This is a genomic window from Ruegeria meonggei, from assembly GCF_042768335.1.
Classification (GTDB): domain Bacteria; phylum Pseudomonadota; class Alphaproteobacteria; order Rhodobacterales; family Rhodobacteraceae; genus Ruegeria; species Ruegeria meonggei.
This window is the reverse complement of sequence record NZ_JAXHBT010000002.1, coordinates 504,426-519,692: the sequence shown is the minus strand read 5'-3', so window position 1 is coordinate 519,692 and position 15,267 is coordinate 504,426. Positions and strand designations below refer to the sequence as shown.

Sequence of the window (15,267 nt, the reverse complement as noted above, 5' to 3'; positions counted from 1 at the left end):
CCTATTACGACAGCGGGGCCAGACAACGCAGCCCGTGGCCACCGTTCACTTCCCATTCCGGGGTCTGGGTGCAGATTTCTTTGGAAAAAGGACAACGTTCGCGGAACTCACAGCCAGAAGGGCGCATGAGCAGGCTTGGGGGTTCGCCCTTGAGGGCGATCCGTTCCAAACGCGCATCCGGGTCGGGCTCTGGGTTGGCGCTCAGCAGGCAGCGGGTATAGGGGTGGCGTGGCTCATTAAAGATCGTCTCGGTGGTGCCTTCTTCGACCAAACGGCCCAGATACAGTATGCCCATTCTATCGGCCACATGGCGCACGACGCTGAGGTTGTGGGTGATGATCACCATCGCCAGACCCAGCCTTTCGCGCAGATCGTTAAGCAGGTTCAGCAACTCGCCCTGTACCGACACATCAAGACCAGCAGTTGGCTCATCCGCAAGGATCAGTTTGGGTTCCAGCGCCAATGCACGCGCCACACCGACACGCCGCGCTTGCCCGCCTGACAACTGGTATGGATAGCGATCCGCAAAATGCGTGGGCAGGTTCACCATTTCCAACAGGCGCTTGGCCTCGGCATCCAGATCGCGGTCTTTCATGCCCTGAATGCGGTAAGGCTCGGTGATCAGGCTGCGGATGGTCAAGCGTGGCGAGAGGCTTCCGACCGGGTCCTGAAACATCATCGCCATGTCTTTACGCAGCGGACGCATGACCTTTTCCGGTGCGCCCCGGATTTCCTGGCCCTCAAAAGTGACCGATCCTTCCTGTGCGGGTGCAAGACCGGCAATGGCGCGAATTACCGTCGTTTTACCAGAACCACTTTCACCCACCAGGGCGTAGGTTTCACCAGGTTCCACGGAAAAGCTGACACCCGCCAGCACATTAACTGCACCGTAGCTGGTGTTCAGGTCCACAACGTTCAGCAAACTCATGATGTGGCCTCCTCATGATTCAACCAGCAGGCTGCGTGATGGCCTTCTTTCAACTGATCCAGTGGCGGCACTTCGGTTGCGCAGCGCGCCAAGGCTTGATCACAACGATCGCGGAATATGCAGCCACCCGGCAGGTTGGCCAGATCGGGCACTTCACCGGGAATGGTCGGCAAAACGCGAGCGCGTTCCTTGAGGTGACCCGGGTCGCACTCGATCAGACGGCGTGTGTAAGGGTGTTTGGGATCGTGAAAAATTTCACGCACATCGCCGCTTTCGACAACCGCGCCAGCATACATCACAACCACCCGGTCGCAGAGTTCCGCGATCACGCCCAGATGGTGCGAGATGAACAGGATGGCACAGTGAAACTCGCGCTGCAGTTCTTGCAGGCGCTCGATGATCTGCACCTCAAGCGTGGCATCCAGCGCGGTGGTCGGCTCATCCGCGATCAAAAGATCGGGTTCGGACATCAACGCCATCGCGATGGCGATCCGTTGGCGCATCCCGCCAGAGAATTCATGCGGATACTGCTTTAGGCGCGCTTCGGGATCGGGAATACCAACTGCGCCCAGCATCTTGGTCGCATGCGCCCGTTTGTCCGCCTTTGATTGTTTGGAGCGATGTTGAATATCCAGCATCTGCTGCCCGATGGTCAGAACCGGATTGTGCGTTTGCATCGGGTCCTGAAAGACAATCGATATATCCGCCCCACGCAGATCACGCATGTACCGTTCGGACACCTGCAACAAATCCTGCCCCTTGAATTTGATTTCACCCTCGCGGAACCGCGTATTGGGAGCGGTCAAACGCAGGATGGATGAAATCAACGTGGATTTTCCGCAACCGGATTCCCCGACGATGCCGACGATTTCGCCCTTGTTGACGTTGAAGGTGATGTCCCTCAAGGCCTGGAGATCGCCACGGCCTGTTTCGTAATCGACGCTGAGGTTGTCGATTTCCAGAAGTGTATCGGTCATCGCTGTTTCCTCAGTTTCGGGTCAACCACATCGCGCAGGCTTTCACCCAGGAACGTAAACCCAAGCGTTGCCAGGATGATCGGAAGGCCTCCGCCAACGACCAGCCAGGGGGTTTGGCGGATCAGGGAATACCCATCCTTCAGCAAGGCACCCCAGCTGGGTGTTGGGGGCTTCACACCCAAACCCAAGAACGACAGACCTGCCTCCAGTGCGATGACCGTGGGAATATCCATCGCCGCCAGCACCGCCAGAACGCCAATGATGTTGGGTAACATATGCACGCCCAGAATGCGCGCCATGCTGGCCCCCATCGACCGTTCGGCCAGGATGAACTCGGAATTGCGCAGCGTCAGCGTCTGTGTCCGGGCCACCCGGCCATAGGTCGGGATCGAGGTCGCCATGACGACAAACACAACTGTTTGCAGGCTGGGTCCGATCAGCGCCACAACGGCAAGCGCAAACATGACCGTCGGAAAGGACCGAATGGTATCGAAGAACAACATCAGAAGGTTGTCGAGCCATTTCGGCCCATACCCGGCGATCATACCCAGGGTCAGACCAATCGCCATCGCACCAAAAACAGCAGGCAACGCCACCTTCAGCGCGACCTGACCACCGGCGATAACCCGTGAAAACGTATCACGACCCAGTTGGTCAGTGCCCAGCAAATGCGCGGCGGACGGTCCTTGCATGCGGGATTTGATATCCATCGCGATCGGATCGTAGGGCACGATCCAATAGGCGAAGATTGCGCAGAAAACGATCACACCAACGATGATCAGCCCCATAAGTCCAAGCGGGTCACGGGCAACACCGACGATGATCTGCCCGAGTTCGGAACGTGATTTTTCCATAACGCCCCCTCCTCAATGAGCCGTGCGTGCGCGTGGGTCGAGCAACGCATTGATCAGATCTGCCAATGCGGTCGACACCACAAACAGCGCCGTTGATATGAGGACAGAGCCCATAACAATCGGGTAGTTGCGGGTCGTAATGCTATCGATCACCAGTTTACCCAGACCCGGCCGGGCAAAGACTATTTCAGCAAAAACGGCTGAGCTGAGAAGAAAGCCCATCCCGACACCGATCACGGTGACGACGGGCAGAATGGCGATACGCAGCGCGTAAACCATGACCACGCGACGCTCGGCGATGCCAAAAGCCCGGGCCGTACGCACATGGCTTTCGCCCATCACCTCAAGCATCGAGGCCCGCACCAACCGGGCGATATAGCCAACCCAGCTGAGGCCGATGGCAAAAGCCGGCAGAACCAGATGGTCGAGCCGGTCAAGGAATCCGTCGCCTGCGCCGATGGCAGGAAACCATTGCAGATGCACGGCAAACACCAAAAGCGCCAATAGCGCGACGACAAAAGCCGGGGCTGCAACGAAGCTGACAGATATCGCGGCGGCGATCCGGTCAATCAGCGTATTGGGATGCGCGGCAGCGTAGGCACCGAGTGCGATGCCCAGTGTGGCAGACCACAGGATCGACGCAAAAATCAGTTCCAGAGTGTACGGCAATTGCTGAAACACGATGTCCGTCACAGCGCGGCCCGAAAACACATCGGTTCCAAGGTCACCCTGTAGAAGATTTCCGTAAAAGATCAAAAGCTGTTTCCAGATCGGTTGATCAAGCCCCAAAGCGGCGGTGAGTTGGGCCTGAAGCTCGGGCGTGGCGCGCGGACCCAGCATGATCTGGACCGGATCGCCTGGCACTGCGCGGATCATCAGGAACATGACGGTGACCGCCACGAACAGGATCAGCAGCGACAGCCCGAAGCGACGGGTTGCGAAATTCAGCATGGCCAACTGGCTCCTTATGGCTTGATGGCGTTCAATTTGGCACGGCGAGCGTTACGCGCCCGCCGTACCCGGTCGACCTGGGGAGGTCAGGTCGCCTTGCCGAAATAGCGAAGCAACGACAGGCCATCTGGCCGCAGGGCGGGAGTAACCCTTGCGCTGTGAACAACCGGCGTCGCTTCATGGGTGATAAAACGGTAGGCACCGCTTTCTTCCATCAGATCCTGCGCGCGCTGATACATCTCTGCCCGTTTGGCAACATCCGTTTCACCTGCTGCGGTTTCATGGATCTCATTGAACTCGGCGCTGTTAAAGCGTTCCCAGTTCCATTTGCCTATCTGCTCGGGTGTGAACCACGAAGTCGCATAATAGGGGTCCGGGGTCATCGAGAAACGGTTCAGAACAAGCTGCAGATTCTCATTGTCGCCCGACGCCCAGAACGCACCGGATTCCAGAACGTTCACCTCAACCGTGATCCCGATCTGTGCCAGCGTTGCTTGAATGATCTGAGCCGTTGTGGTGAAGGTCGTCTTGTTCAACGTATCAAGCGTCAGCGAGACATTGGTTTCACCGGATTCCGCGAGCAGCTGAGCGGCTTTTTCAAAGTTCGCTGCAGGGGGCACAAGCGATGACGGCCGATGGCCTGCAAGGCCCGGTGCAATGATACCGGTTGCCGGTTCCGCAGCACCAAAATAGGCGGCCTCCAGAATGCTGGGCACATCCACAGCATGTTGAATCGCCTGCCGCAGTTTCTGATTTTGCAGCTTCGGATGCTCGACGTTCATGCCCATCCAGACGTAGTAGAGCGAAGGTTTCTCAACCAGCGACCCACCATTGGGAACCCCGGCGCGATACCGTTCGACCGAGCCCAGCGACACGCGGGTGACGTCCAGCTCACCGGCCTCAAAGGCGATCTCGGCGGTGTTTTCATCATCAATCGGGTAAATCTCGACGGTGTCCCAGGCGGGTGCATCCCCTTTCCAGTCAGGGTTGCGCTTGAGGACGGTCTTTTCCTTGGGCGACCAGCTGTCCCGCAGATACGGGCCGGATTCCGCAACCGGATCAGCCCCGATGCGGCCACCGGCGGCTTCGACCGCGGCTTTCGAGACGATGTTGCCAGTAATATAGGGCAGCGCAATCGACCAGATCGGCGCGAACGGGCTGTTCAGAACGATTGTGCCTTCGCGTTCGCCGGTCACGTCAACATGGCTGAACGGCCCCAGGTCGGGTTTGTTCGGACTGTCGGTCGCGTCGTCCACAATCCGTTCCATGCTGAATTTTACGTCCTCGGCGGTCATGGCGCCGAAACCGTTGGTAAAGCCGATATCGTCACGCAATGCGAATTTGATATGGGTCGGATCGACCTGCTCGATCATCGTGGCGGCATCCATCTGCCAGCCCCATTCCTCGCCCGGCTTGTACTGGATCAGCTTGTTGTAGATCGAGGCATGAACCTCTTCCTCAACGACCCCAACGGAATGCGCCGGGTCCATGTTCTGCGCATCGCCATAGGCACGCACGCGCAATACGCCATCCTCTGCGGCAAATGCGCGGTTCGCCCATCCCATCGGAAGCGCCGTGGCGGCCCCAAGCGCGGTTGCGCCTTTCAGAAAACTCCGGCGACCTACATCGGCCTTTGCCCATTCGATCTTCATAATATCCTCCCTTGGATTCAGTCAGAGAAGTCCACGCGGAACGGTTTCGGACCATTCCATTGTCAGAACTTCGATTTCATCTGCGCCTTCAGTGGCGCGCAGTTTGCGGTAAAGGTAGAAATTTTTGGCATCGCAGCGCATGCGGCACTCGGTCGAGATGGCAACCTGCCAATACCCTCGCTCGAAAGTGAAACTCCAGGCGGTCTCGAATTGCGCAGTGGCCGGGTCGTCGGGGTGGATGCCGTAGTGCATGTGCACGTCACTGCCGACAATCAGGTCATGATAAGGATCACGCGTTTTGCCATAATCATCATAAGTCTTCAGAAGAACGCGGCCGTCTTCAGCCACGGTACGTTCGGAATGCGCTGAGGGTGCGCGCAATTGCTCAGCTGCAAGAACCGGATAGACTTGTGCGGGACCAGGCTCAGAGGCTTGAATTTCCTTCGTGGCTTCACGCACTGGCAGTTGGATCGCACAATCCTGCAAGTGCAAAGTCACCTTGGAGGGCCGTGGCGATGGCCAGACAATCGGCCAATAAGACGTCGACAGCGCCAATCGCAACACATGGCCTTCGCGCAACCGGTGTGCACATTCGTTCAGAATAATCTCAGCCTCATAAATCTCACCGGGCTGCAGGGCTTCGGGCGTTTCGTGACTGCGGTAGTGGCACAGGTTCAGCGACCGATAGCTGATACGTTGTGAAACACCTTCGGGGGAAACATCGCATAGTCGCGCGACAAGCTGGGCCGCCGGTTGATCCACTGAAAATTGAAACTTCAGCTTAGCGCGACCCAGCAGCTCTAGCGTGTCTTGCAACGGCACGCTGTCAAAACAAACAGACAGGTCATCATCACTTGCCTGATCCCCGGCAAGTTCGTTGTCGATCCGCATGCCCGCGCAGAAATACCCGCTTTCCATACCAACATGGCAAGGAGAAGTGATCGCAACTGAACCAGGGCCTGGGTTTTTCGAAAACCCGCCGGGTGCCAGATGCCAGACCTGATCCAGCACGTTAGGTGATGGCCACATAGATTCTGCAATCCAACGACCTTTCCGAGGACCGTTTTGTGGCGTCGGATTAAAGTGTTCCTGCATGTATGCCCGGTACGCAGGCAAATCCTCTGCGCCGTTCTGTTGCCCTTTCAGCCAGCGGTCAAACCAGCCGATGACTTCAGAGTGAAAATCTGCTGGATCAAGTTTCGAGATATGAGGGTAGCGATGTTCCCACGGCCCGATGACAGCCTTTGTCGGAACCGTTAGGTTCGCAGCCAAAGCCGGAGGTGCGTTAACGTAGGCATCCGCCCAGCCTGTTATCGCCAGGACAGGCGTTTGAATCGCAGGCCAATCCTCGCAAACTGAGCCATGCTTCCAATAGGGATCACGGGTCTGGTGGCGCAACCAATCCGCGGCAGAAAATGGTGTATTTTGCAGTCGCTCCAGCCAATCCTGTCGCCAATCTGCACGAAGATCCGGATCAGCCGGGCGGGTCAGATAGGCAAACATCTGACTGCCCCAGTTCACGTTGTCACTCAGCAGGCATCCACCCATAAAATGGATATCATCCGCATAGCGATCCACGGTTGAGGCGACGCTGACGACGGCTTTCAGCGCGGGTGGTTGTCGAAAGGCCAGTTGCAAGCCGTTGAACCCGCCCCACGAAATACCGATCATCCCGACGTGACCGTCGCACCAATCCTGCGCGGCAATCCAGGCTATGACCGCCTCACCATCACGTAGTTCCTGCCCTGAATACTCATCGTCGAATTGGCCTTCGCTGTCCCCAGTGCCCGCTATGTCGACCCGGACGCAGGCATATCCCGCCTCAGCAAACACGGTGTGTGTAGTTTCATCTCTTGGCGCAGTACCGTCGCGCTTGCGGTACGGCAAGTATTCCAGAATCGCGGGGGCGGGACCCGTTTCAGGCAACCAAATGCGTGCAGCAAGCCGTCGCCCATCGGCGAGAGTGATCCATGTGTTTTCGATGGTTTCAATTGGCATTTGCGAACTTATCTGTTGCGAGCTGATACCGAAGAAGAAACCGATATGCAGATAAATCAAATTGTGCGAACTTGTGCGAGTTGACGCTATTTGTCGTTATATAGCTTCAAAACGCGAAAGGTTTTGTTTGTGTCAGAGTATTTTTCTATCAACCTGCGGTCACTGTGCGCAGAACACGGTAACATTTCGCAGATTTGTCGTGACATCGGCGTCAACAGACAGCAATTCAATCGCTACTTGAAGGGTTCCAGCCTACCCTCCGCCCACAACATGCGCCGGATCGCGCGTCATTTCGACCTGACAGAAGCTGAGCTATTCGCCGACACAACAAGCTTCGAAAGAATGCTCAAGGGCGCCCTGCCTCAAACTGGAACAACGCCCACGGATGCTTTTCTGAACCCTTTTCGGGAGCAACAGAAAAACCTAAGGCGTTACATAGGCTTCTATCATTCCTATTTCTGCACACCGTCATGGGAAGGAAAGATATTCTGTTCATTGATCCGAATTCAGGAAGTTGACGGGCTGATCACGATCCGCTCGCGCGAAATTGCCACCTCGCCGGACAACAGCACACACCAGATTTCGCGCTACACTGGATTGGTGACAATGCGGGGAAACAGGATTTTCGTAACCGAACACGAGCTCGCGCGCGAAGGCAGCGTTGCTAACACAATCTTGTATTCTGCACACCGTCAGCAGTTGAAGTATCTGCGAGGAATGACAATGGGAGTAGCCTGGCGGCCGTACCCTCACCCCTATGCGGCAAAGACCATCTGGAAACGCTTGCACGAACGAGTTACCGCACGCGAGGCAATTGCTGCGTGCGGCATCTACTCAGCCCAAAGCACAAGGATTGATCCAACTGTCAGGAAGCACCTTCGCGACGATTAAGGCGTCTGTCGAGCTCAGCGGATCTGGCATATTGAAGAGAGTAAGGATCGCCGTGAGGTATAATTTCACACAATCTTGGGATTTTAGTGCAACGTTCGTTATTCGCTCTGGCAGGGGCAAAAAGGGCCCAGTCGCAAACTCAGACCGGCGTGCCGCACCTCTGTGCAATTTGATCCAACAGATGGTTTGACTGCTACAGCGCAAACGGAAGGTCAACACTGCTGAGCTCTGGCGTTTGGATGAGGCTTATCTGAAAGTTCGTTGTGAATCAGAGCGTTGACTTCGATCCGCGCAAAACATGCGGTCTTTCCCTGTTCCAACAAATAGCACGTGCCGGGCTTTCTATGTGCCCGGCACAGGCGCACTTTCCTGGGAAAGCGAACTACAGACCGGACTTAACCCGCGTCCACATGCGTGTAACAAGACGCTGCGTTTCAGCATCCCAAGTGTTTTTCATATAGAGGTTCTTCATCCCCTCTTCAGAAGGATAGAGACCGGGATCATTCAGAATCTCGGTCTTCAAAAATTCTTGTGACCCCAGATTGCCGTTTGCGTACCAAACAAAGTTTGAGATTGCGGCTGCGTTTTCCGGCTCCATCAGGAAATTGATGAACTCATGGGCGGCATCCGGGTTCGGCGCATCTGCGGGAACCGCAATCTGATCAAACCACATACCAGAGCCCTCGCGGAACGCGTGGTACTGAATCTCGACACCATTGCCCGCCTGTGCCGCCCGTTCGCGCGCTTGCAGCCCGTCACCCGACCATGCCATCGAAACACAGATGTCACCTGTTGCCAGGTCGGTGATGTACCCCGACGAACTGAATTTCCTGACAAACGGCCGTACCGCTTCAAGTACCGGCTCTGCTTTGGCGATCACATCAGGGTCCTGAGAATTCGGATCCTCGCCGATATAGGTCAACGCGGCCGGGACAATCTCGGATGACGCGTCCAGAAAGTTTATACCACAATCCGCCAGTTTGGACGCGTATTCCGGGTTGAACAGCAACTCCATAGTGTCCAAAGGCATGTCGTCCCCAAGGGCCTCACGAACCTTTCCGACATTCACAGCAATGCCTGTCGATCCCCACATATAGTTGATTGAGTAGTTGTTATTCGGGTCGAAATCTGCGGTGCGTTGCTCGATTGCGCTCCACAAATGGACCGCGTTCGGAAGCATATCCTTGTTGAGAGGTTGAAACGCTCCAGCGGCAATCAGACGTTGAAAAATAGACCCCGATGGGAACACAACGTCATAGCCAGAGTTGCCCGCGAGTATTTTGGTCTCGAGCATATCGGTAGAGTCGAAATTGTCATAGACGACTTTGATCCCTGTCTCGGTCGTAAATTTTTCCAGCAGGGATTCATCGATATAGTCCGCCCAGTTGTAAACATAGACGGTTTCTTCGGCATGCGCCGCGGATGTGATGAATAAGGCTAGCGCTGCGGTTGTTAAAATCGTCTTCATTATGCTCTCCTGAGGCTTTGTTGCATCGTCTTATCTGGCTGTGAAAGACGTGTTCGGTTTGGCTTATTTTCATGCGACTGATTGAACAAGCCCCTACCGCAGAATAAACCGCTCTCGGTTTCACACAGGGGAGTTCAATGCAAGAATTTCCTGTGTTGTTGACTGTTCGTGACCTGGCCGCAGGCCTCATGGCCAAAACAACCGCGGCGGCGGGCGCTATGACAGAGACGGCACCGCAATACGTCGCGACACATTGCCAATCTTTGGGGCCCTCGTACTCGATCTCAATCCAGCCGCGACGTTCGTATATCCGAAATCACCGTTATCGGCCTTGGCTCAGCAGAAGGCTGCGGCCGTGCCTGAAGCCTACGGCACATCTCTTGCGACAGCGCATTGATCGCCGGATTGCCCCTTTTGGGTCCCTGTCTTGCGACCATAGCTCCAACCGGCTGGGGCAAAATACACGAGAGTTAGGCCGCATTTTGATCCGTCTTGGAGGCTGACTCTCCCGAGTTTCGCGTGAAACCCCCAATCTGACGTTGGGTCACACCACTTTACACGGCAGTTCATAATAGAATACTTTTTAATAAGAGGGAAAACCCAGAGGCCGATATGCTTGAAGCCAAATCACCTGAGCGCACCGATGCGCCACAGCAAATCTATAGGAAACCAACGCGCGCCAATGGTCGGCAAACCTATGAAAAGCTGCTGGATGTCCTCGAGCAGAACTTGCCTCTGCGCGCTGAGGCCGCGATCAGCCTCAAGGATCTGGCAAAGCTGACCGACGTGCCAACAGCCTCGGCTTATCACTTCTTTTCCAGCCCCGATGGGGCTGTCGCCGCATTGGCAGAACGCTATGTTGAAAAGTTTGCAGACCGGCTGGGGCCACAAGAGAGCGATCGCGGCTTTGACGACATATGGGACTTGGTCGGAGCAAAAATTGACCTTGCACGCGTGATCTATGAGACCCACCCTGCGGCGCTGAAGATATTCTACGGCCCAAGCCAAAGCAGCGAAGTTCGAAGATTGGCAATCCAGGCCCAGCAAGAGGGCGCGCGCGAAGTGCTGGCAACCATGTCGCGCTATTTCGAGATCCCGGACACCCACAAAATACTAGATAAATTCTCATTAGCAGCAGCGCTGAACGATTCCATCTGGGCCATTTCCTTTATCCGGCACGGGTGCATTACTGATGAGCTGGCCGAAGAAGGCAAGCGGGCGGTCCGGGCATATATCTCGGCCTATATCGGCACATATCACCGGCGCAGGTTTGCCCCCTGAACAATCACACAAAACGGAAGGGGGAGACATGAAACAGGTCGACTGTTTGATCATCGGTGCAGGCTTTGGCGGCATCGGCATGGGCTACAAGCTTAAAGAGGCTGGGATTGAGAATTTCGTTATTCTCGACAAAGCCAAAGAGCTGGGCGGCACCTGGATGCACAACACCTACCCCGGGGCCGAATGCGATGTGCCATCACATCTCTATTGCTATTCCTTCGGCAAGGCGCCGACCTGGAGCCGCAAATGGTCCGGTCAGAAGGAAATCCTTGAATACACCCGCGACTGTGCCGAAAAGTTCGGCGTCATCCCTCATATGCGGCTTGGTTGCGCGGTGACTTCAGCCAGTTTCGACGCCGCCAGCGGGCTGTGGACCGTAACCACCCAAGGCAATGGGGATGAAACATATAGGTGTCGCCACGTGGTTTGTTCGGTAGGGTTGCTGCACTTCCCCAACCGCCTGAACACGCCGGGGCAGGACCAGTTCGACGGCCCGATCTTCCATTCTGCGGAATGGCGTCATGATGTTGACCTCAAGGGCAAGTACGTGGCGGTTATCGGCAATGCCGCCAGCGCGCTGCAGTTCATCCCCGAAGTGGCCAAGCAGGCGGGCAAACTGACCGTCTATCAGCGTACCGCCAACTGGGTTCTGCCCAAGGGCAACAAGGACTATGGCAAGGGGTTCAAGGCGCTGATGCGATCAATCCCTCCGTTGCAAAAGCTTTATCGCTTCCGGCTTTGGGCGGAAAACGAATTCAAAGTCTATCCGGTAATGAAGGGCTCGAAGCTGCATGAGACCCTTATCCAGCATATGCTGGATAAACACCTGAAGAAAACCGTCGCTGATCCAAAGCTGCGCGAAGCGCTCCGCCCAAAAAATCCGCCAGGCGCGCAGCGCCTGCTGATTTCGGACCAATATTATCCCGCCTTGACCCGCGACAATGTCGAGCTTGTGACCGATGGAATCGACAGCTTTACCAAAAAGGGGATCAAGACCGTTGACGGGACTGAACATGCCCATGATGCGGTTATTTTGGGCACCGGGTTCCAGTGCAATCCCTTCCTGCAGGCGATCGACATCAAAGGACGCGATGGCACTATGCTGCGCGATGTCTGGGACAACGGCGGTGCACGGGCCTATCTGGGTATCTCGATCCCGAACTACCCCAACCTGCATGTCATCTACGGGCCGAACACGAATTCAGGCCATACATCGATGCTGACAAAGATCGAGTTGCAGATCGGCTTTATCACACAGCTGATCAAGGCAGCTGGTCACAGCACGATTGAAGTGACACCCGATGCCGCGCAGCGCTATGACGACGAGATCCAGCAGCGTCTGGCCAAAAGCCAGTGGGCACGGATCGGGCGCAGCTATTACATGGATGGCGAGCGGATCACTACCAACTGGCCCGGCCCCCCGCGTGAGTATTTCCGGCGCACCAAAAAACCTGACATGTCGGATTCTAAACTTGGTGCTTCGGGCCACTGATCGCTGCAAAGAGGGGACAAGATGACAAAGACAATCGCAATCACCGGCGCGGCTTCTGGTATCGGGTTGGCCATCGCGCAGCGCATGGCGCGCGAAGGTTGGTCTATCGGCATGATCGACCTGAGTGTAGAGGCCCTGCAAGCGGCCGCAGAAACCGTGACGGGTGGGCAGGTGATAACAATCGCCGCAGATGTCACCGATGCAAGTGCCTTACGTGGCGCGTTTGATCACATCACCACGCAGACCGGCGCGCTCCATGCGGTCTGCAACAATGCGGGCATTCTGCGCGGCGGAGCTTTCGCCGAAGCGCCGCTGGCAGATCACCACAGTCAAATTGAGGTAAACATCAAAGGGGTGGTCAACGGGGCCTATCTGGCTTTCCCGCATCTGCAAAAGACGCAAGGCCCGACGCATCTGATCAACACCTGTTCAGTCTCGGCAATCTATGGGGCCCCCAATGTGGCCGTCTACAGTTCCACCAAGGGATTTGTGCGACACCTTACCGACGCACTGAGCCTGGAATGGGAAGAGCACGGCATCGCGTTTCAGGCAATCTGGCCGCCGGTCGTGAAGACTCCCCTGATCGAGGCCGAAGCGATGCAGAAGGTCGCTCGAAAACACGGGATCGACATGGGTCCCGAAGGCGTAGCAACCGAAGTTGCCCAAATGCTGTCGACCTATAAGCCAGTTCGTGTGCATCGGGTCCAGACGTTGAAATTTCGGTGCCTCTACGTATTGCAAGGGCTATTACCGGGGCCTCTGTTTCGCGCCATGGTCAGGGCCTTGGCGTGATCGGGATGCAGTGATCGTCGGAAAATGCACTTGAATAGTGAGGTTGAGAGCAAACGGCCCAACCTTTAGCGTCAAAAGCACTCGCAGTCAAAACACGGTAGTGCACCCACGATTATGCCACCCCTGCCGGAAGATCGCGACCTGCGCGCGGCCCGTTGGTACCCCGACTTGGGCTCGACCGCTCTTAGTTGTTAAAGATTGCGCCAGCCCGGCCTGCCAAATCTATCACGCGGGCATCACCCGTTTGAATGCAACTGACCGGGGATTCTCCATCCAGCTCTTTTTTGGGAGAGGTCACCCAGAATGCACATTGCCACGGCGACATTTCACACGGCAGAGCGCTCAGCACTTTTTCCATCAAGGGGAGCGGCGTCCCATCTTCGGAAAACTGAAACGATGGGTAGGCGTCAGCGCCTTCGAAACGAACAGAGAGCACCTTGCCGGTCCTGCTCCAGATATCCCCTATACGCGTGATCTGCCAGCTGCCATTTTTCCACTGTGCGTGAACAGAGGCATCATCCAACAAAGGATACTTCCGCGCGAATTCGGTTTTTCGGCTATCACTTGCGACGTCATTTCGATCGTCGAATTTCGACATATACATTCACAAACTCACAATACTCTTTAACAACCTTCCAAACATACTACCCCAAGGCAATTCTCTCCAAAGTGAAACGCTTCACTTATGGATTCTTTGCCTTCCAGCGTGGCTAATGTGCCTGTTTTGAGTACAATTCCGGAATCAGGCGGGAAAAACGGAACCCACAAGAGTTGAAGCGGTTCGGTTTCTTTTCCTTGTGTCGACACTTTGATCTGGCAATGATCTTGTAGGAACAGGGGGACCTGTCTCGGCTTTGAGTCCGGCGATCAACTCGGGTTAGCTGGTTCTCAACACCACATCGGGATCATTTGCAGCGGCGTTGAAAGTCATAACTCCAAATCGCAAGTTTCTGGGACGACCAGCCTCGGCGGTCGTGCAGGACATCCATACGAGCCACGCAGAAAGACCCAAGCGTGACAACAGGGCCTGCAACCATGTTATTGAGTATTTAACCGGCGCTGAGCTGCATCGTTGAGAAAGGACAAAGACATGAAACTTGGCGCCATCTGTGACGGCATCAGCCGAGACCTGAAACACACCGTCGATGTGATGGATGAATTTGACCTGGAATATGCCGAACTGCAATTCGTTGGTGTCACAGAGGTCGGAGATCACTCGGCGGATGAAATCAGGGATATTGACCTACTGCTTCGCGACCGGGGAAAGCCTGTGTCGTGCCTGTCGCGCCATATCTTTGCAGGAATGACCGGGGCAAATAAGCCGGGCGATGAATTGCACACTAAACATATGGACGCTTTGAAGCGCGTGATCGATATGGCGCATGTGGTCAACAGCCCGCTGGTGCGCATCATGACCCCGAAAAAGGAGCAGATCCTCTGGGGCTTTGGCGGCGCCGAGAAGTGGAACGTTGCCAAGGGTGCCTGGGATGCGATGTTGCCCCTGATCGCGCCAGCCATCGATGTCGCCAGGGACGCCGGCATCACGTTGGTTGTTGAAACAGGCAATGGCACCATGGTGAATTCGAACTACACCGCGCGAAAGCTGATCGATGATCTGGACGCCAAGGACACGCTGTTGGTGCTTTGGGACCCGGCCAACAATTGCTGGTGTCACGAGCAGGCCTTCCCCGCCGGGTATGACGAGGTAAAAGACGGCTACCTTGGACATGTTCATATCAAGGATGTTCAGGTTGACACGCCACGTGCGACACTGACCGTCAAGCAAATGGGCGAAGGCCAGCTGGCCGATCAGTTTCAGCCTCTGGCGGATGCATTGCGAGCGGATGCTTATGAGGGTGTTGTTTCATTCGAAAGTGTCTATCACCCTGGAAACGGCAACTTCGAAGACGGATTTCGCCTGTGCATTGATCGTTTCAGAACACATTTTGGCTGATCGCTAAGGGACTGATTTTTTCATCACAT

Annotated in this window: 13 protein-coding genes; 5 read left to right on the top strand and 8 right to left on the bottom strand. The window is 55.8% G+C overall.

The genetic code is table 11. The annotated features are described in order from the left end of the window. Positions 1–4 precede the first annotated feature (4 nt). The 6 genes from SJY13_RS22470 to SJY13_RS22445 all read right to left on the bottom strand — a co-directional run bounded on the left by SJY13_RS22470 (position 5) and on the right by SJY13_RS22445 (position 7,360). Positions 5–928, bottom strand: a complete 924-nt coding sequence (locus SJY13_RS22470) for an oligopeptide/dipeptide ABC transporter ATP-binding protein (RefSeq protein WP_377194524.1) — start codon at positions 926–928, stop codon at positions 5–7. Then, positions 925–1,905, bottom strand: a complete 981-nt coding sequence (locus SJY13_RS22465) for an ABC transporter ATP-binding protein (RefSeq protein ID WP_377194522.1) — start codon at positions 1,903–1,905, stop codon at positions 925–927. Before SJY13_RS22465 ends, SJY13_RS22470 begins: the two co-directional genes overlap by 4 nt. After that, positions 1,902–2,759, bottom strand: a complete 858-nt coding sequence (locus tag SJY13_RS22460) for an ABC transporter permease (protein WP_120633668.1) — start codon at positions 2,757–2,759, stop codon at positions 1,902–1,904. Before SJY13_RS22460 ends, SJY13_RS22465 begins: the two co-directional genes overlap by 4 nt. Before the next feature lie 12 nt (positions 2,760–2,771). After that, positions 2,772–3,710: an ABC transporter permease gene (locus SJY13_RS22455; protein WP_377194520.1), complete on the bottom strand. Its 939-nt coding sequence runs from the start codon at positions 3,708–3,710 to the stop codon at positions 2,772–2,774. 86 nt (positions 3,711–3,796) lie between these two features. Further along, complete coding sequence (locus SJY13_RS22450; protein WP_377194518.1) at positions 3,797–5,362, bottom strand: ABC transporter substrate-binding protein; 1,566 nt, start codon at positions 5,360–5,362, stop codon at positions 3,797–3,799. 21 nt (positions 5,363–5,383) lie between these two features. Then, a complete protein-coding gene (locus SJY13_RS22445) occupies positions 5,384–7,360 on the bottom strand; it encodes a CocE/NonD family hydrolase (protein WP_377194516.1) in 1,977 nt (658 codons plus the stop codon). Positions 7,361–7,489: 129 nt separating this feature from the next. Here SJY13_RS22445 and SJY13_RS22440 point away from each other — a divergent pair, with 129 nt between their 5' ends. Beyond that, positions 7,490–8,251, top strand: a complete 762-nt coding sequence (locus SJY13_RS22440) for a helix-turn-helix transcriptional regulator (protein WP_377194514.1) — start codon at positions 7,490–7,492, stop codon at positions 8,249–8,251. Positions 8,252–8,633: 382 nt separating this feature from the next. On the opposite strand, the gene SJY13_RS22435 is transcribed toward SJY13_RS22440, so the two are convergent. Continuing rightward, complete coding sequence (locus tag SJY13_RS22435; protein ID WP_377194512.1) at positions 8,634–9,719, bottom strand: polyamine ABC transporter substrate-binding protein; 1,086 nt, start codon at positions 9,717–9,719, stop codon at positions 8,634–8,636. Positions 9,720–10,331: 612 nt separating this feature from the next. Here SJY13_RS22435 and SJY13_RS22430 point away from each other — a divergent pair. From SJY13_RS22430 to SJY13_RS22420, 3 genes are read left to right on the top strand one after another with little or no spacing between them, the layout of a single operon-like run. After that, complete coding sequence (locus tag SJY13_RS22430; protein WP_377194510.1) at positions 10,332–11,000, top strand: TetR/AcrR family transcriptional regulator; 669 nt, start codon at positions 10,332–10,334, stop codon at positions 10,998–11,000. A gap of 28 nt (positions 11,001–11,028) precedes the next feature. Continuing rightward, complete coding sequence (locus SJY13_RS22425; RefSeq protein WP_377194508.1) at positions 11,029–12,492, top strand: flavin-containing monooxygenase; 1,464 nt, start codon at positions 11,029–11,031, stop codon at positions 12,490–12,492. A gap of 21 nt (positions 12,493–12,513) precedes the next feature. Further along, positions 12,514–13,284: an SDR family NAD(P)-dependent oxidoreductase gene (locus tag SJY13_RS22420; RefSeq protein WP_377194506.1), complete on the top strand. Its 771-nt coding sequence runs from the start codon at positions 12,514–12,516 to the stop codon at positions 13,282–13,284. 184 nt (positions 13,285–13,468) lie between these two features. Here the strand turns inward: SJY13_RS22420 and SJY13_RS22415 are convergent, their stop codons facing one another. Next, a complete protein-coding gene (locus tag SJY13_RS22415; RefSeq protein ID WP_085824690.1) occupies positions 13,469–13,888 on the bottom strand; it encodes a hypothetical protein in 420 nt (139 codons plus the stop codon). 486 nt (positions 13,889–14,374) lie between these two features. Here SJY13_RS22415 and SJY13_RS22410 point away from each other — a divergent pair, with 486 nt between their 5' ends. Further along, positions 14,375–15,238, top strand: coding sequence for a sugar phosphate isomerase/epimerase family protein (locus SJY13_RS22410; protein ID WP_377194504.1), 864 nt, complete (start codon positions 14,375–14,377; stop codon positions 15,236–15,238). Positions 15,239–15,267: the final 29 nt, after the last annotated feature.